This window comes from Stenotrophomonas maltophilia (assembly GCF_001274595.1).
In the GTDB taxonomy this organism is placed as follows: Bacteria; Pseudomonadota; Gammaproteobacteria; order Xanthomonadales; family Xanthomonadaceae; genus Stenotrophomonas; species Stenotrophomonas forensis.
Genome location: NZ_CP011010.1, coordinates 1,378,686 through 1,403,801, shown reverse-complemented (window position 1 = coordinate 1,403,801; position 25,116 = coordinate 1,378,686). Strand labels below are relative to the sequence as shown.

Sequence of the window (25,116 nt, the reverse complement as noted above, 5' to 3'; positions counted from 1 at the left end):
GGTTCTCATTGACTTCGGCGATGGCCGCTCCTACCTCTCCTTCTGCTGCCGGCGCTGCGCCGGCCAAGCGTGTGGCGCGCGTTAACGGTCATGGCCTGCTCTGGACCCGCGGGCTGCTGGCGCTGCTGGGCGGTTACGCGGTGGCCGCCTGCTGGGCTGCCGCGCTGGCGCGCCTGCTGCCCGGCACCAGGGCCGATGCCACCCTGGTGGCGACCATGGCCGCGTTCGTGGTCTACGCCCTGGCCGCCATCTGGGCCTATGCCGCGCGCAGCACCCTGCGCGCCGCACTGGGTCTGCTGGCCGCGGGCGCACTCGCTGCACTGATCGCTTGGCTGCTGCGCGGGAACATCGCATGAGCAGCGCCGACAACCTGGGCGGCATCCGGCAATCACAATCGGTGCTGCACACCTGGTCGGGCCTGGTGGTCGGCTGGGTGCTGTTCCTGATCTTCATTGCCGGTACCGCGTCGTACTGGAAGGAAGAACTGACCCGCTGGATGCAGCCGGAAATCGGCCTGCCCGCCGATGCCACCACCGCAGTGAACCAAGCCCAGCAGTTCCTGGCCCGCACCGCAGCCGACGCGCAGCGCTGGAGCATCGAACTCCCCGATTCGCGCAGCAGCGCCACCACCGTCAGTTGGCAGCCGAAGGGCGAAAAGGAACGCCGGCGCGGCCAGCGCAATCCCAACCAGGCCACTCTGGATGCCGACGGCACCCCGGTGCAGGTACGCGAAACACGCGGCGGCAATTTCTTCTACCGCCTGCATTTCGATCTGCACTACGTGCCGGTGCTGTGGGCGCGCTGGTTCATCAGTGCCTGTTCCATGCTGATGCTGGTGGCGATCATCAGCGGTGTCATCACCCACAAGAAGATCTTCACCGACTTCTTCACCTTCCGCCGCGGCAAAGGCCAACGTACCTGGCTGGACGGCCACAACGCGCTTGCGGTGCTGTCACTGCCGTTCCATCTGATGATCACCTACACCGGTCTGATCACCCTGATGACCCTGTACATGCCGTGGGCGGTGGATGCGAACTACCCCGGTGGCCGCGATGCGTTCTTCGCCGAACTGTTCCCGCGTGCGGAGAAGGCCGAGGCCAGTGGGGTGGCCGCGACGCCGCCGGCGCTGGCCGAGGTGCTGCGCCGTGCCGAAGTGCAATGGGGCGGCGGCCATGCGGCCTCGCTGCAGGTCGAGCAGCCTGCCGATGCGGCGATGCGCATCAGCGTGCGCCGCCAGCAGGGCGACCAGATCGCTGGCGCTGCCGACACGCTGGCCTTCGATGCGCGCGGCAACCTGCTGGATGCGGCGCCGCCGCGTTCGGCCGCCGTCATCACCCGCGACGGCATGATCGGCCTGCATGCGGCGCGCTTCGCACCCACCACGATGCGCTGGCTGTTCTTCCTTTCCGGCGTGGCCGGCACGCTGATGGTGGCCACCGGGCTGGTGCTGTGGACGGTGAAGCGGCGCACCCAGCTGCCGGATCCGGCGCGGCCGCACCTGGGCTTCCGCATCGTCGAACGCCTGAACATCGGCTTCGTCACCGGCCTGCCGGTGGCGATGCTGGCCTTCCTGTGGGGCAACCGCCTGCTGCCGCTGGACGTGGCCAACCGCAGCGATGCCGAGGTGAAGGTGTTCTTCTACGCCTGGGCCGCCTGCGTGGTGCACGCGATGCTGCGCCCGGCCCGACGCGGCTGGGTAGAACAACTGGCATTGGCCGGCGCGTTGGCGCTGGGCCTGCCGCTGTACAACCTGGTGGTCTGGCAGGGCGGCGCGGTCAGTGCGCTGGCCAACGGTGATGGCGCCAAAGCCGGCATCGACATCGGCCTGCTGCTGATCGGCGCGAGCCTGTTGTGGGCCGCGCGCAAGGTGCACCGTTTCGTGCCGGCGCAGCGCAAGCCCCGCACCGCACGCGCCACCACGCCGGCCGAGGCGGGCGCATGAGCGTGCTTGCACTGCTGTTGGCGGCCGCCGCCTTCGCCTGCCTGGCCATGGCAATGGAACGCCACCACCGCGATGTGGCCGGCCATGCGCCACCAACGCCGCGCCGTCGCCTGCTGCAGGTGCTGGGCGCGCTCGGGCTGCTCGCCAGCCTGTTGGCCAGCATCACAGCCTGGGGCGCTGCACAGGGTTTTGTTGGTTGGTGCGGCGTGCTCGCCGCAGGTGCTGGGGCCATAGTGCTCTGGCTCAGTTTCCGCAGCCCGGCCAAGCCGGCGCCACGCCCGTCTTCCCGTTCCTGAACTAGAAAGGTCATTCCATGAAGTACACGCACTCTGGCGCCCTGCGCCGGAACGCCCTCGCCTTGTCGCTCGCCTGCGCCGCCTCGCCGGCGTTGGCCCAGGACACTGCGCCGGCCACCACCGAACTGGACCGGGTGATGGTGACCCAGCGCACCGAGGGCTACCAGGTTTATGGCACCAACACCGCCACCAAGCTGCCGCTGACCCTGCGTGAAACCCCGCAGTCGCTGACCGTGTTCACCCGCCAGCGCATCGAGGATTTCAACCTCATCACGATTTCCGAAGTGCTGCAGCAGACGCCGGGCGTCACCATCCAGTCGTATGACAGCAACCGCACGCTGTTCAACGCGCGTGGGTTTGCCATCAACAACTTCATGTTCGATGGCATTCCCACCAACTACACCACTGGCGCCGGCGGCAACTCGATCCTCAGCGACACATCCATCTACGAACGCATTGAAGTGGTGCGCGGCGCCAGCGGCCTGGTGACCGGTTCGGGCAACCCGTCGGCCACGGTGAACATGGTGCGCAAGCGCCCGACCGAAACGTTCCAGGCCAGCACCAGCCTCAGCGCCGGTTCGTGGGATTACAAGCGCGCCGAAGTGGATGTATCCGGCCCGCTCAGCAAGAGTGGCCGCGTGCGCGGGCGCTTCGTCGGCGCCTACACCGACAAGGAAAGCTGGGTGCGCTTCCAGCATGACAAATCGCCCAGCCTGTACGGGGTGATCGAAGCCGACCTGACCGACAGCACCCGCCTGCGTGCGGGCATCGACTACCTGAAGACCGGTTCCGATGGCGGCGCCTGGAGCGCCTCGCCGCTGTACTTCCGCGATGGCAGCCGCGCGCACATGCCGCGTTCGTACAGCGCCGCAGCGCGCTGGAACGAATGGAACCGCGAAAGCACCAACTACTTCGCCACGCTGGAACAGCAGTTCGGCGCCGGCTGGAGTGGCCGCCTGGCCTACAACCACCGCGCCACCGACACCGATTCGCTGCTGCTGGCCGGTTCCAACACCGGCAACTGGGCCGACCCGGTCACCGGCCTGGGCCTGCGCATTGCCGATACCTACTCGGTCTCGGAAACCCGCGAAGATGCCTTCGACCTGTACGCGTCCGGTCCGTTCCAGCTGTTCGGCCGTTCGCACGAGCTGGTGGTGGGCATCAACCACTACGACCGTGACCTGGACACCATCCGCGCCGGCATCACCTCGCGCCCGTACAGCGTGGCCGCCTTTCCCAGCATCTTCAGCTGGGACGGCAACATCGGCAAGCCGACCACCTACAACTACGGTATTCCGTCCAGCACGGTGAACACCACCGAAACCGGCTACTACGCCGCCGTGCGCCTGAATCCGATCGACCCGCTGAAGATCATCGCCGGCGCGCGCTATTCCGATTACCGCACCACCACCGACAACTACAACACCGACGGCGTGTTCACCAGCCGCAGCGCGCGCACCACCGCGCATGAGCTGACCCCGTACGTGGGCGTGCTGTACGACCTGAGCAGCAGCATCACCGCCTTTGCCAGCTATTCGGACGTGTTCCAGGCCACCGCGCGCCGCGACATCAACAACCAGCTGCTGGACCCCACCACCGGTGGCAACTACGAGTACGGCCTGAAGGCCGACTTCTTCGGCGGCCGCCTGTACGCGGCGTTGAACGGCTTCTACATGAAGCAGGACAACGTGGCCGAACTGGACCCGAACGGTGGTGAGATCAAGCTGCCCGATGGCAGTTCGCCGTACATCGCCAGCCGCGGCATCACCACCCAGGGCGGTGAGTTCGAAGTCTCCGGTTCGATCAACGACCACTGGAGCATGACCGGCGGCTACACTTACAGCTACAGCAGCAACCCCGATGGCAGCCGCTTCGCCAGCACCAGCCCGATGCACCTGGCCCGCTTCAACACCACCTGGACCCATGGCCAGTGGACGCTGGGCGGAGGTGTCAGCGTACAGAGCGAGATCTACCAGATGCAGCCCATTCCCACCGGTCGCTTCACCGCCAGCGGCACGCCGGTCACGGCCACCGGCAAGATGAGCCAGGGCGGCTACGTGCTGTTCGACCTTATGGGCCGCTACCGCATCAACGACAACCTGAGCGTGGGCGTGACGGTCACCAACCTGTTCGACAAGGCCTACTACCGCAACGTCGGCTTCTTCAACTCTGGCTATTGGGGTGAACCGCGCCGCGTGCTGTTCAACCTGCGCGCGAAGTTCTGAGCAACGGCGTAGCATCAGGGGCGGGCCTTCGGGCCCGCCTTTTCATTGCCCGCCAAGGAAACACCCGATGCTGCACCGTGCCCTGTCCTGCCCTGCCCGCCTGCTGCTGACACTGGCCCTGCTGCTGGGCACGCCCCTGTTGCAGGCCCGCGAGGTCGCCGCACCGGCCGCCCATGTTGAGGCCGATGGCCCCTATGTGTTCCGCAAGGGTAACCAGCTGCAGGCCAAGTGGATCTGCGCCGACAAGGTCGAGTCGCGCACGCTGGCCATTGGCGCAGCAGATACCGATGTCGCGCCGCGCTGCGGGTACGCGCACACCGTGCACGTGGCCGCACCCACTGCGCCCTCGGTCTCCGTGCTGCCGGCGGTGCCACGCATCGTGGCGCTGTCCGACATACACGGCCAGTACGGGCTGCTGGTGCGCCTGCTGCGCGCCAACAAGGTCATCGATGCCCAGGACCGCTGGGCAATGGGCAAGGACACCCTGGTCATCGCCGGTGATGTGTTCGACCGCGGCCCGCAGGTGACCGAAGCGTTCTGGCTGCTGTATGGCCTTCAGCAGCAGGCCGCCGCTGCCGGTGGCGCGGTGCACTTCGTGCTCGGCAACCACGAAACCATGGTGCTGTACGACGACCTGCGCTACGTCAACCCGAAGTATCTGCGCAGCGCGCAGCTGCTTGGCCGCAGCTACCCGCAGCTGTACGGCGCTGATTCGGTGATCGGCCAATGGCTGCGCACCCGCCCGGTGCTGCTGAAGATCGGTGACACGCTGTTCCTGCACGGCGGCATCTCGCCCGAGGCGGTGGCACTGGCGCTGGACCCGGCGCGCACCAATGCGGCCTACCAGGCCTCGCTGGGCCTGCCCAAGGCCGAAGTGAAGGCCGACCCCGCCACCGCGCCGCTGTATGACGGCAAGACCAGCCCGATCTGGTACCGCGGCTATTTCGATGGCCGCCTCGACACCGCCGGTGTACAGAACGTGCTCGACCGCCTGCAGCTGAAGCGCATCGTGGTCGGGCACACCTCGATGCCGCACGTCAGCAGCTTCCATGGCGACCGCGTGATCGCGATCGACAGCAGCATCAAGAACGGCGAGAACGGCGAATTGCTGTTCATCGAGAACGGCGCGCTCAGCCGTGGCCTGCTGGACGGCTCACGGGTGCCACTGGCACCGGGCGAACCCGGCCTGCAGGACTGAATGGCGGGACAGCGCGGCGGCCGCCAACCACCCCGCGCTGCTCCACCTTCACCCGGTTTGCGGCTACCCTCGGCAGCCGAGAGGCCCACCCCGTCCATCCGGCGGGCCTGACCGTTACAGGAGCCCCCGCGCATGCGCGTATTGATTGCTGAAGACGACCCGGACATCGCCTCCGGCCTGTGCGCCTCGTTGCGCCGGCAGGGGCATGTGGTCGACCACGTCGACAATGGCGCGCACGCCGATGCTGCGCTGGGCTCCACCCAGTACGCGCTGCTGGTGCTGGACCTGGGCCTGCCGCAGCTGGACGGCCGCGACGTGCTGCAGCGCCTGCGCCAGCGCGGTGATGGCCTGGCGGTACTGGTGGTGACCGCGCGCGATGGCCTGGCCGAACGCGTGCGCGTGCTCGACCTCGGTGCCGATGACTATCTGGTCAAACCGTTCGCGCTGGACGAATTCGAAGCGCGCGTGCGTGCACAGCTGCGCCGGGTCACCAGCAATGGCAATCCGGACCTGCGCATCGGCCGCCTGCGCCTGGACCTGGCCGGTCACCGGGTGTGGATCGATGACCAGTCGCTGGAACTGACCGCACGGGAGTTCGGCCTGCTGTCGGCACTGGCGGTACGCGCCGAGCGCATCGTCTCGCGCGCGCAGCTGGTGGAAGCACTGTGCGACTGGGGCCAGGACCTGACCGACAACGGCCTGGATATCGCCCTGCACCGCCTGCGCCGCAAGCTGCAGCCCGGCGGCATGGGCATCCGCACCGTGCGCGGGCTGGGCTACATGCTGGAAGACGGGCAGGACGACAGCGCCCCGTGATCAGTGGACCGCCCAGCCTGCGCCGGCGCCTGCTCGCCTTCCTGGCGTTGCCGATGCTGGGCCTGCTCATCTTCAATACGATCCTGGCCTATTACGTTGCGCTGGACTATTCCAACCGCATCCACGACCGCAACCTGATCGACGATACGCATTCGTTCGCGCAGATGCTGAGCACCATGCCGGTGACCAGCGATCTGTCACCGCAGGCGCGCTTCCTGATCGAATACGATCCCGACGGCCATCGCTATTTCAACGTCGACAGCAGCCGCAAGGGCACCCTCAGCGGCAACGCCGACTTCAGCCCTTACGCGCCGTCGCAGGACTGCGCGGGCGTGCATCCGGCGCTGTATGACGGCAACCTCAACGGCCAGCAGGTGCGCATGGCCACCGTCTGCACCCAGGCGATGAACGATCCGCAGGATCAGCTGGCGGTGACCGTGGCCGAAAGCATGGCCGACCGCCGCCAGCGCGCGCGCGAGATCCTGATGATCATCATCCCGCTGATGACCATGCTGGCGCTGGGCACCGCCGCGTTGGTCTGGTTCGGCGTGACCTACGGCCTGCGCATCCTGACCCCGCTGAGGACCCGCCTGGCACAGCGCCGCGGCGAACTGGCGCCGATCTCCGATGCCGACGTGCCGGAAGAGATCCAGCCGCTGATCAGCACCATCGACGATCTGTTCGCGCGCCAGGCCGAGATGATCACCCTGCAGAACCGCTTCATCGCCGATGCCGCCCACCAGCTGCGTTCGCCGCTGGCCGGCATGGCCCTGCACGTTGACCAGGCGCTGGCGCATGGCGACCCGGACACCGTGCGCGAAGCCCTGCAGCACATCCGCCGGCTCAACCAGCGCACCGCCCGGGTCAGCACCCAGCTGCTGGCGCTGAGCCGGGCGCAGACCGTGCCGGACACGGTGGAAGCGCTGGACCTGTGCGAACTGGTCCCGCAATGGGTTGGCATACGCGTGCCGGAGGCGATCCGCGATGGCATCGACCTCGGCTACCGCGGCAGCAGCCAGCCGCTGCGCGTGCTCGGCAACGGCGCCATGCTGCAGGAGGCGCTGGACAACCTGATCGACAACGCCCTGCGCTATGCCGGCCGTGATGCCACCGTCACGGTTGGCGTGCACGCGCTGGATGACAATGACGTCGAACTGTACGTGGAAGACAACGGCCCCGGCGTGCCCGAGGACGTGATGCCCCGGCTCGGCGAACGCTTCTTCCGTGCCCCCGGCACCGCTGCCAGCGGCACCGGGCTGGGGTTGGCCATCGCCCATGAGGCGGTGGAGCACTTCGGCGGGCACCTGGCCTTCCTCAACCGGCCCGGTGGCGGGCTGAAGGTGGCCATCACGCTGCCGCTGCTGAAGGCCCCCTGACCCGGCCCGGGGCGTTGAAAGGCTGGTGAAAATCGCGCTTGCGATCCTGCCATCCCCACTGCCGTCCCGGAGCCACCAGGTGACCGAATCGCACGACTTCTTCCTCCCCGGTGGCCCGCAGGGCGTGCTGCTGGTGCATGGCCTGACCGGCACCCCGGCGGAAATGCGCATGCTGGGCAAGGGCCTGAACAACGCCGGGTTCACCGTGCATGGCGTGCAGCTGCCCGGCCATTGCGGCACCGTGGATGACCTGCTGGCGACCACCTGGGAGCAGTGGTACCAGGGCGTGGAAGATGCGGCGGCCGAGCTGCGCGGCAAGGTCGACCAGCTGTTCGTCGGTGGCCTGTCGATGGGCGCGGTGCTGTCGCTGGCACTGGCCGCGCGCCGTCCGGAGTGGGTGTCCGGCGTCGGCGTGTATGGCGCCACCTTCCGTTACGACGGCTGGAACATCCCGGCCGTGGCCCGCTTCTCGTTCCTGCTGCCGTGGTTCAAGCGCTTCAACATCGGCCGCGACCGCATGTTCATGGAGGAGCCGCCGTACGGCCTGCGTGACGAGCGCCTGCGCGCGCAGGTCAGCGCCGCCATGCTGTCCGGCGACAGCGCCGCCGCCGGCCTGCCGGGCAATCCCTGGCATGCCCTGGCCGAAATGCGTGCACTGAGCCACTGGACCCGCCGCCACCTGCACCAGGTGACCGCACCCTGCCTGGTGATGCACGCCCGTGAGGATGATGTGGCCAGCATGGGCAATGCCGAACTGGTGATGTCGCGGGTCAGCGGTCCGAAGGAACTGGTGGTGCTGGAAGACAGCTACCACATGATCACCATCGACCGCGAACGCCGCGACGTCATCCGCCGCAGCGCGCGTTTCTTCACCGAGGTCGGTGAACGCAGCGGCGTGCTCAAGGCGGTGGCCTGAGATGGGGGCACTCGCCACCCTGCTGTGGCTGGCCAACGTCGTGCTTGATACCGGTGGCCAGCTCGCCTTCAAGGCTGCGGCCAGCGACCCACAGGACGGCGAAGGCCTGCAACGCTGGAAACACATGCTCAGCCGCCCCTGGCTGTGGATCGGCATCGCCTGCTACGTGCTTGAGTTCGTCGCCTGGATCGCCTTCCTGTCACTGGTACCGCTGTCCAAGGGCGTGCTGCTGGGCTCGATCAACATCGTGGCACTGATGATCGCCGGCCGCTTCCTGTTCCGCGAGAAACTCACGCCGCTGCGGGTCACCGGCATGCTGCTGGTCACCGCCGGCGTGGCGGTGGTGGGGGCCGGATCATGAGGCGCCTGTATGTGATCGGTTTCCCGCTGCTGATGGCGTTCGATACGTTGGCCCAGCTGTGCTTCAAGTATGCGGGCGATGCCGCGCTGCCGGTCGAAGCCAACAGCGCGTGGCTGCTGCGCGTGCTGTCGCAGCCGTGGGTCTACGGCGCCATCCTCGGCTACATCGGTGCCTTCTTCACCTGGATGAGCCTGCTGCGCCATGCGCCGATCGGCCCAGCATTCGCCGCTTCGCACCTGGAAGTGATCAGCGTGCTGCTGCTGTCGGCCTGGCTGTTGAACGAGCCACTGACCCTGCATCACCTGGTCGGCGCGGTACTGATCGTGGCCGGCATCGTCTGCCTGGGCCGTGCCGAAGCAGACGACCCGCACAGCCCCGCCGAAAGCACCGCGTGAGCGCGTTGCGATGAGCCTGTTCGCGCGCGAACTGCCACCGACCGCAGGCCTGCCGATGCAGGCCAGCGACTTCCTTCCCGGTGGTGGCGACCTGCGCGACATCCTGGCCCGACAGCTCGGCACACCGCCGCTGCAGCTGACCTGCTCCGGTACCCACGCGCTGCTGATCGCGCTGCGCACCCTGCGCAAGCGCGCGCCCAATCGTGACACCGTGATCCTGCCGGCCTACACCTGCCCGCTGGTGCCGATCGCGGTGCACAGCCTGGGCCTGCGCGTGCAGCTGTGCGATACCCGCCACGGCCACTTCGACTTCGATCCCGGCCAGCTCAAGCGGCTGGCCGATGCGCGCACGCTGGCGATCCTGCCAACCCACCTCGGTGGCCGCATCGCCGATGTCGAGCTGGCCTGCGAGATTGCACGCGGCGCGGGTGCCTGGGTCATCGAGGATGCCGCGCAGGCACTGGGTGCACGGATCGGCAACAGCAGTGTCGGCCTGCGCGGCGATATCGGTTTCTTCAGCCTGGCCGCCGGCAAGGGATTGAGCCTGCACGAAGGCGGCCTGCTGGTCAGCCGCGACGACGAGCTGCGTGCCGCGCTGGCCGGACATGCTGCCGAACAGGTACGTTTCAGCCTGCGCTGGGAGCTGCTGCGCAGCGTGCAGCTGCTCGGCCTGGCGGCCTGCTACCGACCTTCGCTGCTGTCGCTGGTATACGGCAATCCACTGCGCGGCGCGCTGCAGCGTGGCGACCTGGAAGAAGCGGTCGGTGACATTTTCCCGCTGCAGATTCCGCAGCACCGGGTCAGCCAGTGGCGGCAGAACATCGGTGCCAATGCCGCACGGCGCCTGCCGGCCTTCCTGCAGGCCGGACGCCTGCGCGCGTTGCAGCTGCGCGTGCAGCTGGCCCAGCTGCCAGCCGTGGAGGTGGTCGATGGCCTGGCCGGTACCGGTGGCACCTGGCCGATGCTGATGCTGCTGCTGCCCAGCCAACGCGCCCGCGATGCGGCACTGAAAAACCTGTGGCCGCGCGGCCTCGGCGCCAGCCGCATGTTCATCCATGCGCTGCCCGACTACGTCTACCTGCGCGGCATCGTGCCGGCCACCGACGTGCCCAACGCACGCGACTTCGCCGCACGCATGCTGACCCTCGGCAACAGCGCCTGGCAGACCCGTGAAGACACCGCGGAAATCCTGCGTGCGCTGGCTGATGCCCAAGCGTGAAAGCCGCTCCTCCCGGGCGTTTCGCGCATTCAGCAACGTCACTTCCTGAACGCTTTCCCCGCCCGGAAATGAAGGCTTTCAACAGGAAAGGAACGAGAAAGGCGGCCTGCCTACATTGAGCCTGCCCCGGCACCGTGCCGGACGCCTTTCCCATCGACGGACCTGCCCATGCACTGGAGCATCCTGTGTGACTTCGACGGCACCATCAGCCTCGAAGATGTCATCGACTCGCTGCTGGAGAAGTACGGCCAGCCGGGCTGGCAGGAACTGGAAGAACAGTGGAAGTCGGGAAAGATCGGCTCGCGTGAATGCATGCAGGGCCAGGTGCGGCTGCTGAAGCTGGACCCGGCCACGCTTGATGCGCACCTGGACCAGGTGCAGATCGATCCGGGCTTCACTGCCTTCGTCGCCCGCGCCGAGCAGCTGGGCCTGCCGCTGCGCATCGTCAGCGACGGCCTGGACTATGCGATCCACCGCATCCTCGCCAACCACGGCCTGTCGCGGCTGCCGGTGGTGGCCAACCACCTGCGCTGGTGCGAAGACCACTGGGAACTGGAATCGCCCTACCAGTCCGAAGGGTGCCGCAGCGGCACCTGCAAGTGCACCTGCGCTGCGCAGGCACGTGCCAACGAAGCACCGCGCGTGCTGATGATCGGCGACGGCAGTTCGGACTTCTGCGTGTCGGAGGATGCCGACTTCGTGTTTGCCAAGCGCCGCCTGATCACCCATTGCACCCATGCCGGCATCGAACATGCCGCGATCGATACCTTCCACGATGCCATCGCGCTGTTGCCGCGCCTGCTTGATGGCAGCCTGCTGCAGCCACGTCGCATCGACGCCAGCCCGCAGCCCACTGCACTGCCCCTGCTGCTGGCCACCGCCTGAGCACCTCCTTCCAGACCCGCTCCCCCGTTGCCCCCTTTCGAACGTCCTTCACGGAACCGAACTGCATGAACATTTTTGACAAGAATGCCGACGCCGCTGCCTCCGATGCGCAGCTGCTGGCCGACGAAGCCCGCTACAGCTCCTTCGGCGACACCGTCCACTACGTCGACCCGCCGAAGATCTTCCAGCGCGGCGAAGGCAGCTACATGTTCGATGGTGCGGGCGTGCCCTACCTCGACCTGCAGATGTGGTACTCGGCCTGCAACTTCGGCTACAGCAACAAGCGCCTGAACGATGCGCTGAAGGACCAGATCGACACCCTGCCGCAGGTCGCCAGCCAGTACCTGCACCCGACCCGCGTGCAGCTGGCCAAGACCATTGCCGTGGACATGCACGAGAAGTTCGGCCTCGACGGCCGCGTGCACTTCAATGTCGGCGGCGCGCAGGCCATCGAAGACTCGCTGAAGATCGTGCGCAACGCGCGCGGCGGCAAGAGCCTGATGTTCGCCTTCGAAGGCGGCTACCACGGGCGCACCCTGGGTGCCTCGTCGATCACTTCCAGCTACCGCTACCGCCGCCGCTACGGTCATTTCGGCGAGCGCGCGATGTTCATCCCGTTCCCGTACCCCTTCCGCCGCCCGAAGGGCATGACCCCGGACGAGTATTCCGACCACTGCGTGTGGCAGTTCGAGCGCCTGTTCGAAAGCGAATACAACGGCGTGTGGGATCCCAAGGTCGGCCAGGCCGAGTACGCCGCGTTCTACGTCGAGCCGATCCAGGGCACCGGCGGCTACGTCATCCCGCCGCGCAACTTCTTCACCGGCCTCAAGCGCGTGCTGGACAAGTACGGCATCCTGATGGTCGTCGATGAAATCCAGATGGGCTTCTGGCGCACCGGCAAGCTGTGGTCGATCGAGCACTTCGGCGTGACCCCGGACGTGCTGGTGTTCGGCAAGGCGCTGACCAACGGCCTGAACCCGCTGTCGGGGCTGTGGGCGCGCGAAGAGCTGATCAACCCGACCGTGTTCCCGCCGGGCTCCACCCACTCCACCTTCAACTCCAACCCGCTGGGCACCCGCCTGGGCCTGGAAGTGCTGAAGCTGGGCAAGGAGATGGACTACGAGCGCACCGTGCCGGAAAAGGGCGCGTACTTCCTCGACGGCCTGCGTGGCCTGCAGAAGCGCCACCCGGAAATCGGCGACGTCGACGGCCTGGGCCTGGCCCTGCGTGCGGAAATCTGCCAGACCGACGGCTACACGCCGAACAAGGAACTGCTGGACCGCATGGTCGACATCGGCCTGGCCGGTGACCTGCTGCACGACGGCAAGCGCATGGGCCTCGTGCTCGACGTGGGTGGCTGGTACAAGAACGTGATCACCTTCGCGCCGTCGCTGGACATCAGCTACGAAGAGATCGACCTGGCGATCACCCTGCTCGACCAGGCGCTGACCAAGGCCAAGGGCTGAGGTCGATGCGCTGCCGGTTCCCGTGCCGATGGAGATGACGTCACGTGCGTCCAGCACTGCGCTGGAACCGGCCGCGCTGCTGGAGGGCTTCCTGGCCCACCCGCCGCTCGGATTCGAGGCAAGCCGCCTGCCCAGCGGCCTGCCGACCTTCCGTGCGCCGCTGGACCTGACCACCACGATGGACGACGCACTGCGCGGCAAGCTGCTTGGCCTGCCGCTGTCGCGCCTGTGGCGGCCCTGGATCACCTGGCAGACCCGCTTCGTCGGTGCCACCAGCACCGAGTACACCCCGCTGCCGGCGCACCTCGCGCCGGAGGCGCTGGCCGAGGACGTGACGCGTCACGCGATCGGCGATACCCGGCTGCTGGTGGTCAAGGACCTGGCGATCGATTCACCGCTGCTGGACGACGCCGCCAATGCACACAGCGGGGCCTTCCTGCAGGCGCTGCTGGCACGTGGCTTCGTTGAACTGGAAGGCATGCCGCTGGCCTGGGTGGCGATCGATTTCGATTCGCTCGACGGCTATCTCGGCCGCCTGTCGTCTTCGCGTCGCAAGAACATCCGGCGCAAGCTGCGCTCGCGTGATGACCTGCAGATCGACTGCATCGCCAGCGGTGATCCGGCGCTGGCGGACCCGCAGCTGCAGGCCGAACTGTATGCCCTTTACCTGGGCGTATATGCGCAGAGCGCGGTGCATTTCGACCAGCTCGACCTGCCCTACTTCCAGCACCTGCTGGCCGACAGCCAGGGCCAGGGGCGGATGTTCCTGTACCGCCACCAGGGCCAGCTGATCGGCTGGAACCTGTGCTACGTGCACGCCGGCAAGCTGGTGGACAAGTACATCGGCCTGGCCTACCCGCAGTCGCGCGAGCACAACCTGTACGCGGTCAGCTGGATGCACAACCTCGAATACGCGCTGCAGCACGGCCTGAGCCATTACGTGGCCGGCTGGACCGACTCGCGGATCAAGGCCGAACTGGGTGCGAGCTTCACTTCCACCCGGCATGCGATCCACGCGCGCTCACCGCTGCTGCGCGCCGCCCTGCGCAGGCTGGCGCCGCATCTGCAGGGCGAGCCTGATGGAGGCGGTTGAACGATGCCGTTGCGTTCCCCGCTGATCCTGGACCTGGATGGTGGCGTGCTGCCGCTGCCCCAGGCGCAGACCCTGGCCCTGCCGCAGTGGCACGATCCGCTGCGCTTCGCCTGCAGCAATGCCACGCTGGACCGCTTCGCCGCTGACGTGCTGGCCCCGCTGCCGGCCCAGCTCGGCACGGTCATGCTTGGCAGTGGCGATTTCCACCACCTCAGCCTGCCGCTGCTGCGGCGCATGCGCGCGCAGGCACCGTTCCAGCTGGTGGTACTGGACAACCACCCCGACAACATGCGCTTCCCGTTCGGCATGCATTGCGGATCGTGGGTGAACGCCGCCAGCAAGCTGCCGCAGATCTCGCATATCCATGTGCTGGGCATCACCTCCAGCGACATCGGCCTTGGCCATGCCTGGGAGAACCATTGGCGCCCCCTGCTGGGCGGTCGCCTCACGTACTGGTGCATGGACGTGGACGTGGGCTGGGGCCATCGCCTGGGCATGGGCCGCGCCTTCCGCCGTTTCGAACATCCCGAGGCACTGGTCGCTGCGTTCGCTGCCGAGCAGGCCAAGTCGCCGCAACCGACCTACCTGTCCATCGACAAGGATGTGTTCGCCGAGGACGTGGCCCGCAGCAACTGGGATCAGGGCCGTTTCCAGCTGGAAGACGCGCTGGTGGTGATCGAGGCGCTGCGCGCCGGCGGACTGGTCGGCAGTGACATCACCGGCGAAGTGTCGCTGGCCAACTACCGCAGCCGGTTCAAGCGCTGGCTGTCGTCGCTGGATGGCCAGCCCGACATCCCTGCCGACGATCTTCCCGTATGGCAGGCGCGCCACCAGCAGGTGAACCGCGAACTGCTGGCGGCGATGGCTACGGTGCCGACGGTCTGCTGACCGCTTGCGGTCGCGTCGGCTGCCGGCCGGCGTGGCTTCGGTAGTGCCGGCCGCTGGCCGGCAGCCTCATCGTTCCCGGGCTCAAAAGGATGCCGGCCAGCGGCCGGCACTACACTGGACGCCTACCCCCGGAGACGCCGCCATGCCCCAGACCGTCATCCCGCAGCTGCGCATGCGCCATGCCGACACCTCCCTGCCGTTCTACGTGCAGGGCCTGGGCTTCGTGGTCGACTGGGAACACCGCTTCGAACCCGGCTTCCCGCTGTTCGCCCAGCTCACCCGCGACGGCCAGACCCTCTTCCTCACCGAACACACCGGTGATTGCGAGGTCGGCGGCGCGGTGTACTTCATCGTCGAGGATGTCGATGCGCTGCACCGTGCCTTCAGCGCCGCGAACGTGCCGATCGAGCAGCCGCCGCATGACACCGAATGGGGCAGCCGCGAGATGCTGCTGCGTGACCCCGACGGCAACCGCCTGCGCTTCGCCACCCACGCAGACTGAACCCCAGCGGCTTGAGGCGAATATACGAAACATATATGCTTCGTATATCCACTACCCCAGGACCGCCGATGGGCATCGTCAACATCGATGACACCCTGCACGACCAGCTGCGCCGTGCCTGTACCGTCTCCAGCCGCTCGATCAACGCCCAGGCCAACTTCTGGATCCGGGTCGGCATGCTGTGCGAGATGAATCCCACGCTGAGCTTCCAGGACATCGTCGCCAGCGAACTGCGCGCGGCCGGCGTACAGCCACAGGCGCTGGCGCCCGGGCGGGCCTGACATGGCGATGATCAAGCAGCCGCACGAAATCGCGCTGATGGCCGAATCGGGTCGCCTGCTGGCGCAGGTGTTCGCCGCGCTCGACCGGCTGCCGCTGCAGGGCCGCAGCACCATGGAAATCAACGATTTCGTCGAGCGCATGATCGTCGATGAACTGCAGGCAAGGCCGGCCAGCAAGGGCCAGTACGGTTTCCCGTATGTGCTCAACACCTCGATCGACAACGTGATCTGCCACGGCGTGCCCAGCACCACCGACGTGCTGCGCAACGGCCAGATCGTCAACCTCGACATCACCCTGGAGAAGAACGGCTACATCGCCGACTCCAGCACCACCTACCTGGTCGGTGAGGTCGACTATGCCGCGCGCCGGCTGGTGCAGACCACCTACCAGGCGATGTGGAAAGGCATCGCCACGGTGCGCCCCGGCGCGCGCCTGGGCGACATCGGCCACGCCATCGCCCGCCACGCGCGCAGCCATGGCTACAGCGTGGTGAAGGAATACTGCGGCCACGGCATCGGCCAGGAGATGCACGAGGAACCGCAGATCCTGCACTACGGTCATCCGAACACCGGCATGACACTGGAAGAAGGCATGGTGTTCACCATCGAACCGATGCTCAACCAGGGCAAGCCGGCCATCCGCCAGCAACCGGACGAATGGCCGGTGTATACGCGCGACGGCAAGCTGTCGGCGCAGTTCGAACACACCGTGGCGGTCACCGCCAGTGGCGTGCGCGTGCTCACCCTGCGCCCCGGCGAAGCGCCATTGTGTGCGGTGGATGCGGCCTAGAGCGGGCGCAACAGCAGCAGCGTGGCGAGGCAGAACATGAAGACCGCCACCCCTGCGTCCAGCACGCGCCACGCAGCCGGCCTGCGGAACACCGGCTGCAACAGGCGCGCGCCATAGCCCAACGTGCAGAACCAGGCCACGCTGGCCACGCAGGCTCCGGCGGCGAAGGCCCAGCGCAGATCGCCGGGGTAACGCGTGGACAAGCTGCCGAGCAGCACCACCGTATCCAGATAGACGTGCGGATTGAGCAGCGTGAACGCCAGGCAGGTCAACAGTACCTGGCGCCCGCTGCCACCCTGCGTCTCGGCGGCGGCCAAGGCACTGCCACCGTGCCAGGCGCGCAATCCGGCCTGCAGTCCATACCAGAGCAGGAACGCCGCACCGCCGAAGCGCAGCACCTGCAGCAGCAACGGCCACTGCTGCACCAACGCCCCCATGCCGCCAACGCCGGCCAGGATCAGCGCGATATCAGCGCCGGCACAGGCCAGCACCACCGTTCCGACATGGCGACGTTGCAGCCCCTGGCGCAGGACGAAGGCATTCTGCGCACCGATGGCGATGATCAGGCCGGCACCTGCGAACAGGCCGGCGGTGGTAGCGGCGATCCACATCAGGAAGGCCCAGGCAGCGAAGGGACGCGCAGGGTGCGGCCATTGCCGCGTTAAGACAATCTGATTTTTCTTTATCCTGTGCAGAAAAACTGAAGGGGCGCCTGCATGGATCTGGTACATCCGCAACTGGCCGCGTTTGCCGCGGTGCTGGAGGAAGGCAGCTTCGAGGCTGCGGCACGCCGCCTGTCGATCAGCCCCTCGGCGCTGTCGCAGCGGATCAAGGCCCTGGAGGACCGGCTCGGCCAGGTACTGCTGGTCCGCCAGGCGCCGTGCCGCCCCACCGCGGCCGGGGAGGCCCTTCTGCGCCGGGTTCGCCCGATGCAGGCACTGGAGGCCGAGGCCTTGGCCGAACTGCTGCCCGAGCGTGGCAGCGACGCTGCGCGCACGCCGATCCCCTTGGCGGTCAACGACGACTCGCTCGATACCTGGTTCGTGCCGGCCATCGCCGAACTGCACCAGCGCCACGGCTACCTGTTCGACCTGCGCATGGATGACCAGGACCACACCCTGCAGCTGCTGCGCGATGGCAGCGTGCTCGGCGCGGTCACTGCCGAAAGCCAGCCGGTGAAAGGCTGCAACGTGCATCCGCTTGGCGCCATGCGCTACCACGCCATCGCCTCGCCCGGCTTCGCCCGCCGGTACTTCAGCGATGGCATGCAGGCCGCCGCATTGGCACGCGCACCGATGCTGGTGTTCAACCGCAAGGATGAACTGCAATGGCGCTTCGTGCGGCGGCTGACCCGCGCGCGCCTGCAGCCGCCGCTACACTACCTGCCTTCCTCCACCGGTTTCGTCGAAGCCGCAGCGTGCGGACTCGGCTGGGGCATGGCCCCGGAAACCCTGATCGCACCCGCCGTGCGCGACGGCCGCGTGGTGGTACTGGAACCCCGCCGCTGGCTGGATGTGCCGCTGTACTGGCAGCATGCCGCCGTGCGCTCAAGCACGTTGCAGCACATCACCCAGGCGCTGCGCAGCGCGGCCAGCAGCACCCTTCGCTGAGGACCACACGATGACCGCAGACCCGGGCTTCACACCGCGCGCACTACCGTTTGCGCACTTCTTCACCATTGGGACGGCATGGGCGTGATCGGCCGACGTACAAGGATGCTCCGCGCAAAGGCCGCGCTGGCGCTGACGCTGGCAACCTGCCTGCCCATCACTGCGTCGGCGCAGTCCATCACCGACGCACCGGCTTTGGACTGGGAACAGGCACGGCAGCGCCTGGAACAGGTCTCCGATGCGCTGGCCGCCGCCGACGCCGCCGTGCGCAACAAGCAGGACCTGCAGGACGCCACCCGCCTGCTGCGCCTGCCGGAGATCACCGGCGAAGTGCGCCGCCTGCAGTTCCAGAAGACCCTGACCCTGCCGCTGGGTTCACTGGCGCCGGTGGCCGAAGCCTTCGGCATCGACTCGCCGCTGTCGTTCACCGAACGCGACTGGCGCACCCGCCCGGTGGTGACTGCGGTGCTGCCGCTGTACACCGGCGGGGTGATCCCTGCTGCACAGCGCGCCGCCAGCGCCGCCCATGAACAGGCCAGCGCCGAGCGCGAGGCGCAACGCCAGTCGCTGACCGTGCAGCTGGCACAGGCCTATTTCGGCCAGCGCCTGGCCGAACAGGCCGTGGAGGTGCGCCGCGATGTGCGCGATGGCCTCAACCGCCACTTGTCCGACGCCGAGAAACTGGAGCGCGAGGGCTTCGCCACCCGCGCCCAGCGCCTGCAGGCCACCGTGGCCCGCGACAAAGCCGAGCGCGAGTACCAGAAGACGGTGAACGACCTGGCCACCTTGAAGGCCGCGCTGTCCACCCTGCTGCGCAGCGGCGGTGAGGTGCAGCCGGTATCACCGCTGTTCGTGCAGCGCGCGCCGCTGGAGCCGGTCGCCCGCTTCGAACGCACCGCGCAGGCCCGCCAGCCGCAGATCGCGCGCCTGCGGGCGATGGTGGCGCAGGCCGAACAGGGCGTGCGCGTGCAGCAGGCCAAGCTGAAACCGCAGATCTTCGCCTTCGGCCAGTACGACTTCCGTCGTCGCGATGAAATGCTGACCGATCCGGACTGGGCCTTCGGCATCGGACTGAAGTACACCTTCCTGTCGCCGAACTCGCGGCCGGCGCAGATCAGCGCCGCGCGTGCGCAGCAGGAGCAGGCCGAAGCGGGCCTGCGCGAAGCCGAGAACCAGGTTGCGCTGGGCGTGCGCAAGGCCTGGAACGAACTGGAAACCGCGCGCCAGCAGTTCGTGCTGCTCGACAGCAGCATCGCCCAGGCACAGGAAAACCTGCGCCTGCAGGAGCTGGCGTTCCGCGAAGGCCAGGCCACCTCGCTGGATGTGATCGACGCGCGGCTCGGCCTCGGCGGTGCCCGCGTCGAGCGCGCACAGGCTGCCTACCAATACGATGTTGCGCTGGCACAGCTGCTGGAGGTCAGTGGACAGATGGACCGTTTCGAAGAGTTCCGGCGGCGTGCGGACGAGGTGATCGACCATGAGTGATGTGCTGCACGACGATGCGACGACGCCCCCGGGCAAGCGCCGGCTGGGACCGATTCTGATAGTAGTGCTGCTGGTGGTGGTGGTGCTCGGCCTGTGGCTGGCCTGGCGCAGCCCGGCCGACCAGATCCAGGGCATGGCCGATGCGGACACCATCAACGTGGCCGCCAAGATCACCGCGCGCGTGGCCGAACTGAAGGTGCGCGAGGGCGACCGCGTGCAGCCCGGGCAGGTGCTGTTCCTGCTCGACAGCCCCGAGGTGGCCGCCAAGGAACAGCAGGCACACGGCGCCCTGGCCGCGGCGCAGGCGGTGGCCGACAAGGCCGATGAAGGCGCGCGCAGCGAGGACATCCGCGCCGCCGAAGCCAACTGGAAGCGCGCCGAAGCCGGCGCGACGCTGGCCGACGCCACCTACCAGCGCGTGCAGAACCTGTTCAATGAAGGGGTGATGACCCGGCAGAAGCGCGATGAAGCACATGCCCAGGCCACCAGCTCGCGCGAACTGGCCCGCGCCGCGCGCGCGCAGTACGACATGGCGCTGTCTGGCGCGCGCGAGCAGGACAAGCGCGCCGCGCAGGGCCAGGTGCAGCAGGCGCAGGGCGCGGTGGCCGAAGTCAACGCCGCGCGCGCCGAAGTGGAAGGGCGGGCGCCGGTCGCCGGCGAGATCAACAAGCGCATGGCCGACCCGGGTGAACTGGTGCCGGCCGGCTATCCGGTGTTCACCCTGGTCGACATCGACCGCATGTGGGTGGCGATGAACCTGCGCGAATCGCAGATGCAGGGCCTGAAGGTCGGCAGCAAGCTGCGTGGCAGCGTGCCGGCGCTCGGCCAGGACGGCGAGTTCGAGGTCTATTTCATCAATCCGGCCGGTGACTATGCGACCTGGCGTACCACCCGCCAGTCGTCCGGCTACGACGTCCGCAGCTTCGAGGTGCGGGTGCGCCCGGTACGCCGCATCGAGGGCTTCCGCCCCGGCATGAGCGTGCTGTTCGCATGGCCCCAGCACTGAACCCTGATGGCGGCGGCTTCGCCGCGTCGTGGCGGCGCGAGCTGCGGTCGCTGCGCGGCAACCGAGCCGACCTGATGCTGGTCACCGTGCTGCCGCTGCTGATGCTGGCGGTGATGGCATGGATGTTCACCCCCTCGGTGATGCGCGACATCCCGATTGCCGTGGTCGACCTCGACCACAGCAGTGACAGCCGCCTGCTGCTGCGCATGCTCGATGCCAGCCCGGGCGTGCGCATCGCCAGCCAACCAGCCGACATGGAGGACGCACGCTCGCAGCTGCGCAGCCTGGATGTGTTCGCCATCGTGCTGGTGCCGCGCGACGTTACCCGGCAGGCGCTGCGCGGGCGCCAGGGCACGGTGTTCGCCTATTACAACGCCACCTACATGACCACCGGCCAGTCCGCCGCGCGTGATATCGGCGATGCGGTCTCGGCCTGGAACGCACGACTGCTGCGCGAGCGCATCGGCCTGCAGGTCGGCCCAGGCAAGCTGCGTGCGGCACCGATCGCGGTGCAGTCGGACATCCTCTACAACCCGGCACGCAGCTACGAGCTGTTCCTGCTGCCGCTGATCTTCCCGGCGGTGCTGTCGCTGGTGCTCGCGCTTGCCGTAGCCGGCAGCCTTGGCCGCGAGATCCGCGATGGCACCCTGCCCGACTGGCTGGGCCACACGCCGTGGGCCGCCATCGCCGGCAAGGTTGCACCGTACATCCTGCTGTTCTCGCTGTACGGTGCGCTCGGGCTCGGCTACCTGGCCTGGCTGCGCGGCGACGGCGTAGCGGGCAGCGTGCTCCTGCTGCTGCTCGCACAGCCGCTGTTCTACCTGGCCACTGCGGCCTACGCGTTGTTCTTCGTCGGCGTCACCCGCAACATGGGCACCGCGCTGTCGGCGGTGGGGCTGAGCATCGGCACCGCATTGGCGTTCTCCAGCGCTACCTTCCCGGTGCTGGACGGCCCCCTGTTCACCCGCATCTGGCATCAGCTGCTGCCGCTCAGCGCCTACATCAAGCTGCAGACCCAGCAACAGTTCATCGGTTCGCCGCTGCTGGTCTCGCTGTGGCCGTTGGCCACGCTGCTGCTGATGTCGGTGGTGGCCGGCGGCATCGGTGGCCTGCGCCTGATCGCCTTCGCGCGTACGCCTGACGCTGCGCAGCCGGCGAGGGCCGACGCATGAGCACGCTCTGGCGCAGCCTGCGGCAGACCCTGATGGCGGTGCTGTGCGACCGCTATGCGATCGTGGTGATGGTCGGCGCGGTGATCCTGTATTCGTTCTTCTACCCGGCGGCGTACCGCCACCAGGTGGCCGGCAACCTGCCGGTGCTGGTGGTGGACGAAGACCACAGCGCCACCAGCCGCGAACTGCTGCGAAAGCTGGACGCGCTGCGGGTCGCACGCGTGGTCGGGCAACCGGCCGACATCGACAGTGCGCGCCAGCAGCTGGAAGCCGGCCACGCCGAAGGCATCGTGCTGATTCCGGCCAACCTGGAGCGCGACATCCTGCGCGGCCACCCCGCCAAGCTGGTGCTGCTCGGCAACGGCGCCTACCTGGGCCGTGCCAGCTGGGTGCTGGGCAGCGTGGCCGATGCACTGGGCGCGTTCGGGCGTGAGGCGGTAGTCGGCCAGGCGGCCTTCATGGGCGCACCGCAGGCACCGCCGGTCACCCTGGTGCAGCGCCCGCTGTACAACACCCAGGAAGGCTACGGCAGCGCCATCGTCCCCGGCGTGGCCGAACTGATCGTGCACCAGACCCTGCTGATGGGCATCGGCGTCCTGCTCGGCGGCCGTCGTCTCGCGCTCGGCCGGCGCCTGCGCTTCGACCTGCCGACCCTGGCCGGCATGGCACTGGGCTTCGGCCTGATCGGCCTGTTCGGCCTGTTCTACTACGCCGGCTTCACCGCCTGGGTGCAGGACTATCCACGCGGTGGCAATCCACTGGGCCAGCTGCTGGGCGGCACCCTGTTCATCGCCGCGACGGTGGCGTTCGGCCTGTTCGTCGGCAGTTTCTTCCGCACCCGCGAACGTGCGTTCCAGTACATCATCGCCACCTCCATCCCGCTGTTCTTCCTGGCCAACCTGTCCTGGCCGGCAGTGATGACGCCACGCCCGCTGGTGTGGCTGGCGCAGCTGCTACCAACCACCTCGGGCATCAACCTGATGGTGCGCCTGAACCAGATGGACGCCCGCCTGGCCGAAGTCAGCCACGAACTGATCACCCTCAGCATCCTGCTGCTGCTCTACGGCAGCCTCGCCGCCTGGCGCCTCCTCGCAAAAAAGGGGACGGAGGGGATTAAGTCGTAAGCGGCCGGATTGGCGGATTGCGACTTAATCCCCTCCGTCCCCTTTTCAGGGGTCTGGCGCGTACCAGAACGGGATGCGGTACTCGCGACGTCGCTCCGGGCCGCGTTCGCCACCTTCGGCATTCCAGACCAGGTTCAGATCATGCCGACCGGGTACCAACCCCGCCATCGGCAGGTATCCGACCAAGCCGCGCATGTCGACATCACGGCGTTCCATCGGCATGAACTCGTGCAGGTCGACCGGCGCGCCATCCAACTGCACCTGCCACAGCCGCGACAGGCACTCCACCGCCGCACTGGCAGCCTGCGCGCCTACGGCTTCGTTGCGCGCCCCGGGCAGCGCACTGCAATGCTGGCGTGCCAACGGGTTGTCGCGCTGGGGACGATGCGGAATGAACACGCGCAGGCGCGAACCGGTGATCGTGTCGGAGGGAATCATCGGGTACGCCAACAGCTGATCGTGTGCCGAGCGCATCGACTCGTAATGCGCGCTCAACATGCCGTGTTCGACAGCCTCGTCAGTCATCACCTGGTAACGGTTGAACAGCGAAAACTTCACCGAACCCAGTACCTGGACGGCTCCCAGCACCATGGCCACCACCACGGCGAGCAGATAGACCGCCATGAATGAACGCGAGCGCAGGTTGCTCTGCAGGGTCAGCTGCATCGTCTGCATCTGGCGCAGCAGGGGAATCCGCTGCAGGCCCGCCAGGAAGCGCTGCAGCCAGTGCTGCAGGCCCTCATGGGCCTGGTTGCGCCGCTGCCTACGCGCAATGACGCGCTCCAGCAGCGCGGGCACCAGCGCGAGTGCAAGCAAGCCGGTCAGGACGCTAATGACCACGATCATGACAACACGTTCTGAACCGCCGGCAAGCGCACTGATCGCCATCGCCACGCACAGCGTCAGCACGGCCATCACCAGCGTTCCGGCCAGCGTCTGCACGGCCAACAGCGTGGTGGAGAAGAGCATGGTGGCCAAACGATCAGCGCGCTCGATGCTGCCATCCAGGCCACCGTCGCGGGCCTTGAGGAAGGCGCGCGATACCGGGCCCATCTGCGGAAGCCGTTGCCAGTCGATGCCCTTGGGGAAGTGCGATTTCAGCCCGATCAGGCCTATCCAGTAGCCGCGCACGGTCAGGTGCGCGATCAGCGCCACTGCCAACACGTAGCACATGCCCACGCTGATGCTGAAACCAAACCACAGCAGTTGGAAGTAAATGCCTTCGGTATGCAGGCTGCTGCGCGCCCAGGCATCGAACAGATAGCCAGGAACCGCCAACAGTGCAAACGCCAGCAGGCCGGAAATGAACAATTCGAGCTCGTCGGTACGCTCACGCAGTCGGCCGAAGCGCGCTGTCGCTTCCAGTACTGGATCGACCTCGGCAACCGGCGTGTGCGACTCAGTCAGGGGTGATTCGTTCACATTGCGTTCATCCATTGAAGTCGGCGCAGTATAGACACCGCGCTGCAGCCCGCGATACAGGGCCGTTCAACGACGAACGCCGGCACAGGGCCGGCGTTCGAGGACATGCGTACTGCGAAATCCTGTGGAAGGAAGCGCTACCGGTGCAGACAATCAGCGGTAAACACGCTCGCAGCGGCGTTCGACCACGCGATCACCGTTTTTCTGCTGGCTGTTGCCCTGGATCTGCCGGCCCGCGGCGCCACCGGCGACGGCACCGGCGACGGTGGCCAGCTTCTTGCCGTTGCCGCCACCCACCTGGTTGCCGAGCAGGCCACCAATCACCGCACCGGTGGCTGTACCGGCAATACGGTTGGGGTCACGCGAATTGCGTTGCACTTCCACGTTCTTGCAGACCACGCGGCTGCCATCGTTGAACTTGCGCCCTTCATCACGCGGCCCGTAGGTCTGTGCGCCTGCAACCGAACTGGCCGCCAGCAGCGTGCCCAGCACAAGCAGTCGAGTCGAGGTCTTCATGGCCATCTCCTGAGGTCCGGTATGCCGCAAGTGTCCTCCCACGGCTGGCAACCGGAAGTGAAATGGACGTATGCGCGGCGACATCGGCCATCGCCCGTTCAGGAAAAAAATCCGCGCCCATCGCGACCAGCC

Annotated in this window: 26 protein-coding genes; 23 read left to right on the top strand and 3 right to left on the bottom strand. The window is 67.5% G+C overall.

Going from position 1 to position 25,116, the window contains the following annotated elements; genetic code table 11:
• Positions 1-20 precede the first annotated feature (20 nt).
• The 18 genes from VN11_RS06500 to map all read left to right on the top strand — a co-directional run bounded on the left by VN11_RS06500 (position 21) and on the right by map (position 16,649).
• Positions 21-356, top strand: a complete 336-nt coding sequence (locus tag VN11_RS06500; RefSeq protein WP_238581861.1) for a DUF3649 domain-containing protein — start codon at positions 21-23, stop codon at positions 354-356.
• On the top strand, positions 353-1,942 hold the full coding sequence (locus VN11_RS06495; protein WP_053449165.1) for a PepSY-associated TM helix domain-containing protein: 1,590 nt from the start codon (positions 353-355) through the stop codon (positions 1,940-1,942). The genes VN11_RS06500 and VN11_RS06495 overlap by 4 nt, the downstream gene beginning before the upstream one ends.
• Positions 1,939-2,238 (top strand): DUF3325 domain-containing protein, encoded by a 300-nt coding sequence (locus VN11_RS06490; RefSeq protein WP_053449164.1) that lies wholly within the window; start codon positions 1,939-1,941, stop codon positions 2,236-2,238. Before VN11_RS06495 ends, VN11_RS06490 begins: the two co-directional genes overlap by 4 nt.
• Before the next feature lie 17 nt (positions 2,239-2,255).
• Complete coding sequence (locus tag VN11_RS06485; RefSeq protein ID WP_053449163.1) at positions 2,256-4,463, top strand: TonB-dependent siderophore receptor; 2,208 nt, start codon at positions 2,256-2,258, stop codon at positions 4,461-4,463.
• Between the two features lie 67 nt (positions 4,464-4,530).
• Positions 4,531-5,661, top strand: coding sequence for a metallophosphoesterase (locus VN11_RS06480; RefSeq protein WP_148564945.1), 1,131 nt, complete (start codon positions 4,531-4,533; stop codon positions 5,659-5,661).
• A 132-nt stretch (positions 5,662-5,793) separates the two neighbouring features.
• Positions 5,794-6,477: a response regulator gene (locus tag VN11_RS06475; RefSeq protein WP_049456140.1), complete on the top strand. Its 684-nt coding sequence runs from the start codon at positions 5,794-5,796 to the stop codon at positions 6,475-6,477.
• Positions 6,474-7,853: a sensor histidine kinase gene (locus VN11_RS06470; protein WP_053449162.1), complete on the top strand. Its 1,380-nt coding sequence runs from the start codon at positions 6,474-6,476 to the stop codon at positions 7,851-7,853. The genes VN11_RS06475 and VN11_RS06470 overlap by 4 nt, the downstream gene beginning before the upstream one ends.
• Before the next feature lie 79 nt (positions 7,854-7,932).
• The gene (locus VN11_RS06465) at positions 7,933-8,769 is read left to right on the top strand and encodes an alpha/beta hydrolase (protein WP_053449161.1); all 837 of its coding nucleotides are present in this window, start codon (positions 7,933-7,935) and stop codon (positions 8,767-8,769) included.
• 1 nt (position 8,770) lies between these two features.
• The gene (locus VN11_RS06460) at positions 8,771-9,130 is read left to right on the top strand and encodes an EamA family transporter (protein WP_006425769.1); all 360 of its coding nucleotides are present in this window, start codon (positions 8,771-8,773) and stop codon (positions 9,128-9,130) included.
• Entirely contained in the window at positions 9,127-9,525 is a 399-nt protein-coding gene (locus VN11_RS06455) for a DMT family transporter (protein WP_006425768.1), read from the top strand. The genes VN11_RS06460 and VN11_RS06455 overlap by 4 nt, the downstream gene beginning before the upstream one ends.
• Before the next feature lie 10 nt (positions 9,526-9,535).
• Positions 9,536-10,744 carry a DegT/DnrJ/EryC1/StrS family aminotransferase gene (locus VN11_RS06450; protein ID WP_053449160.1) on the top strand — a complete coding sequence of 403 codons (1,209 nt, stop codon included), beginning with the start codon at positions 9,536-9,538 and terminating at the stop codon, positions 10,742-10,744.
• Positions 10,745-10,912: 168 nt separating this feature from the next.
• Positions 10,913-11,629, top strand: coding sequence for an MtnX-like HAD-IB family phosphatase (locus VN11_RS06445; RefSeq protein ID WP_053449159.1), 717 nt, complete (start codon positions 10,913-10,915; stop codon positions 11,627-11,629).
• A 65-nt stretch (positions 11,630-11,694) separates the two neighbouring features.
• Positions 11,695-13,095 carry an aspartate aminotransferase family protein gene (locus VN11_RS06440; RefSeq protein ID WP_006425764.1) on the top strand — a complete coding sequence of 467 codons (1,401 nt, stop codon included), beginning with the start codon at positions 11,695-11,697 and terminating at the stop codon, positions 13,093-13,095.
• A gap of 28 nt (positions 13,096-13,123) precedes the next feature.
• The gene (locus VN11_RS06435; RefSeq protein ID WP_053449158.1) at positions 13,124-14,188 is read left to right on the top strand and encodes a GNAT family N-acetyltransferase; all 1,065 of its coding nucleotides are present in this window, start codon (positions 13,124-13,126) and stop codon (positions 14,186-14,188) included.
• Positions 14,189-14,191: 3 nt separating this feature from the next.
• The gene (locus VN11_RS06430; protein ID WP_053449157.1) at positions 14,192-15,076 is read left to right on the top strand and encodes an arginase family protein; all 885 of its coding nucleotides are present in this window, start codon (positions 14,192-14,194) and stop codon (positions 15,074-15,076) included.
• Positions 15,077-15,218: 142 nt separating this feature from the next.
• Positions 15,219-15,578: a bleomycin resistance protein gene (locus VN11_RS06425; protein WP_049456145.1), complete on the top strand. Its 360-nt coding sequence runs from the start codon at positions 15,219-15,221 to the stop codon at positions 15,576-15,578.
• A gap of 68 nt (positions 15,579-15,646) precedes the next feature.
• The gene (locus VN11_RS06420; RefSeq protein ID WP_006425741.1) at positions 15,647-15,859 is read left to right on the top strand and encodes a ParD-like family protein; all 213 of its coding nucleotides are present in this window, start codon (positions 15,647-15,649) and stop codon (positions 15,857-15,859) included.
• A gap of 7 nt (positions 15,860-15,866) precedes the next feature.
• Positions 15,867-16,649 (top strand): type I methionyl aminopeptidase, encoded by a 783-nt coding sequence (map, locus tag VN11_RS06415; protein ID WP_053451262.1) that lies wholly within the window; start codon positions 15,867-15,869, stop codon positions 16,647-16,649.
• Here the strand turns inward: map and VN11_RS06410 are convergent.
• Complete coding sequence (locus VN11_RS06410; protein WP_008267534.1) at positions 16,646-17,260, bottom strand: LysE/ArgO family amino acid transporter; 615 nt, start codon at positions 17,258-17,260, stop codon at positions 16,646-16,648. The two genes, map and VN11_RS06410, sit on opposite strands and share 4 nt — an antisense overlap.
• Positions 17,261-17,365: 105 nt before the next feature.
• On the opposite strand from VN11_RS06410, the gene VN11_RS06405 reads away from it, so the two are divergent.
• The 5 genes from VN11_RS06405 (at position 17,366) to VN11_RS06385 (ending at position 23,046) form a co-directional block, all read left to right on the top strand.
• The gene (locus VN11_RS06405; protein ID WP_053449156.1) at positions 17,366-18,259 is read left to right on the top strand and encodes a LysR family transcriptional regulator ArgP; all 894 of its coding nucleotides are present in this window, start codon (positions 17,366-17,368) and stop codon (positions 18,257-18,259) included.
• A gap of 78 nt (positions 18,260-18,337) precedes the next feature.
• Complete coding sequence (locus VN11_RS06400) at positions 18,338-19,744, top strand: TolC family protein (protein WP_053449155.1); 1,407 nt, start codon at positions 18,338-18,340, stop codon at positions 19,742-19,744.
• Positions 19,737-20,750, top strand: coding sequence for an HlyD family secretion protein (locus tag VN11_RS06395; RefSeq protein ID WP_053449154.1), 1,014 nt, complete (start codon positions 19,737-19,739; stop codon positions 20,748-20,750). Before VN11_RS06400 ends, VN11_RS06395 begins: the two co-directional genes overlap by 8 nt.
• The gene (locus VN11_RS06390; protein WP_053449153.1) at positions 20,735-21,922 is read left to right on the top strand and encodes an ABC transporter permease; all 1,188 of its coding nucleotides are present in this window, start codon (positions 20,735-20,737) and stop codon (positions 21,920-21,922) included. The genes VN11_RS06395 and VN11_RS06390 overlap by 16 nt, the downstream gene beginning before the upstream one ends.
• Positions 21,919-23,046 carry an ABC transporter permease gene (locus tag VN11_RS06385; RefSeq protein WP_053449152.1) on the top strand — a complete coding sequence of 376 codons (1,128 nt, stop codon included), beginning with the start codon at positions 21,919-21,921 and terminating at the stop codon, positions 23,044-23,046. The genes VN11_RS06390 and VN11_RS06385 overlap by 4 nt, the downstream gene beginning before the upstream one ends.
• Positions 23,047-23,091: 45 nt before the next feature.
• On the opposite strand, the gene VN11_RS06380 is transcribed toward VN11_RS06385, so the two are convergent.
• Both VN11_RS06380 and VN11_RS06375 read right to left on the bottom strand, forming a co-directional pair.
• The gene (locus VN11_RS06380; protein WP_080374994.1) at positions 23,092-24,468 is read right to left on the bottom strand and encodes a hypothetical protein; all 1,377 of its coding nucleotides are present in this window, start codon (positions 24,466-24,468) and stop codon (positions 23,092-23,094) included.
• A 153-nt stretch (positions 24,469-24,621) separates the two neighbouring features.
• Positions 24,622-24,990 carry a glycine zipper 2TM domain-containing protein gene (locus VN11_RS06375; protein WP_005415760.1) on the bottom strand — a complete coding sequence of 123 codons (369 nt, stop codon included), beginning with the start codon at positions 24,988-24,990 and terminating at the stop codon, positions 24,622-24,624.
• Between the last annotated feature and the right edge of the window lie 126 nt (positions 24,991-25,116).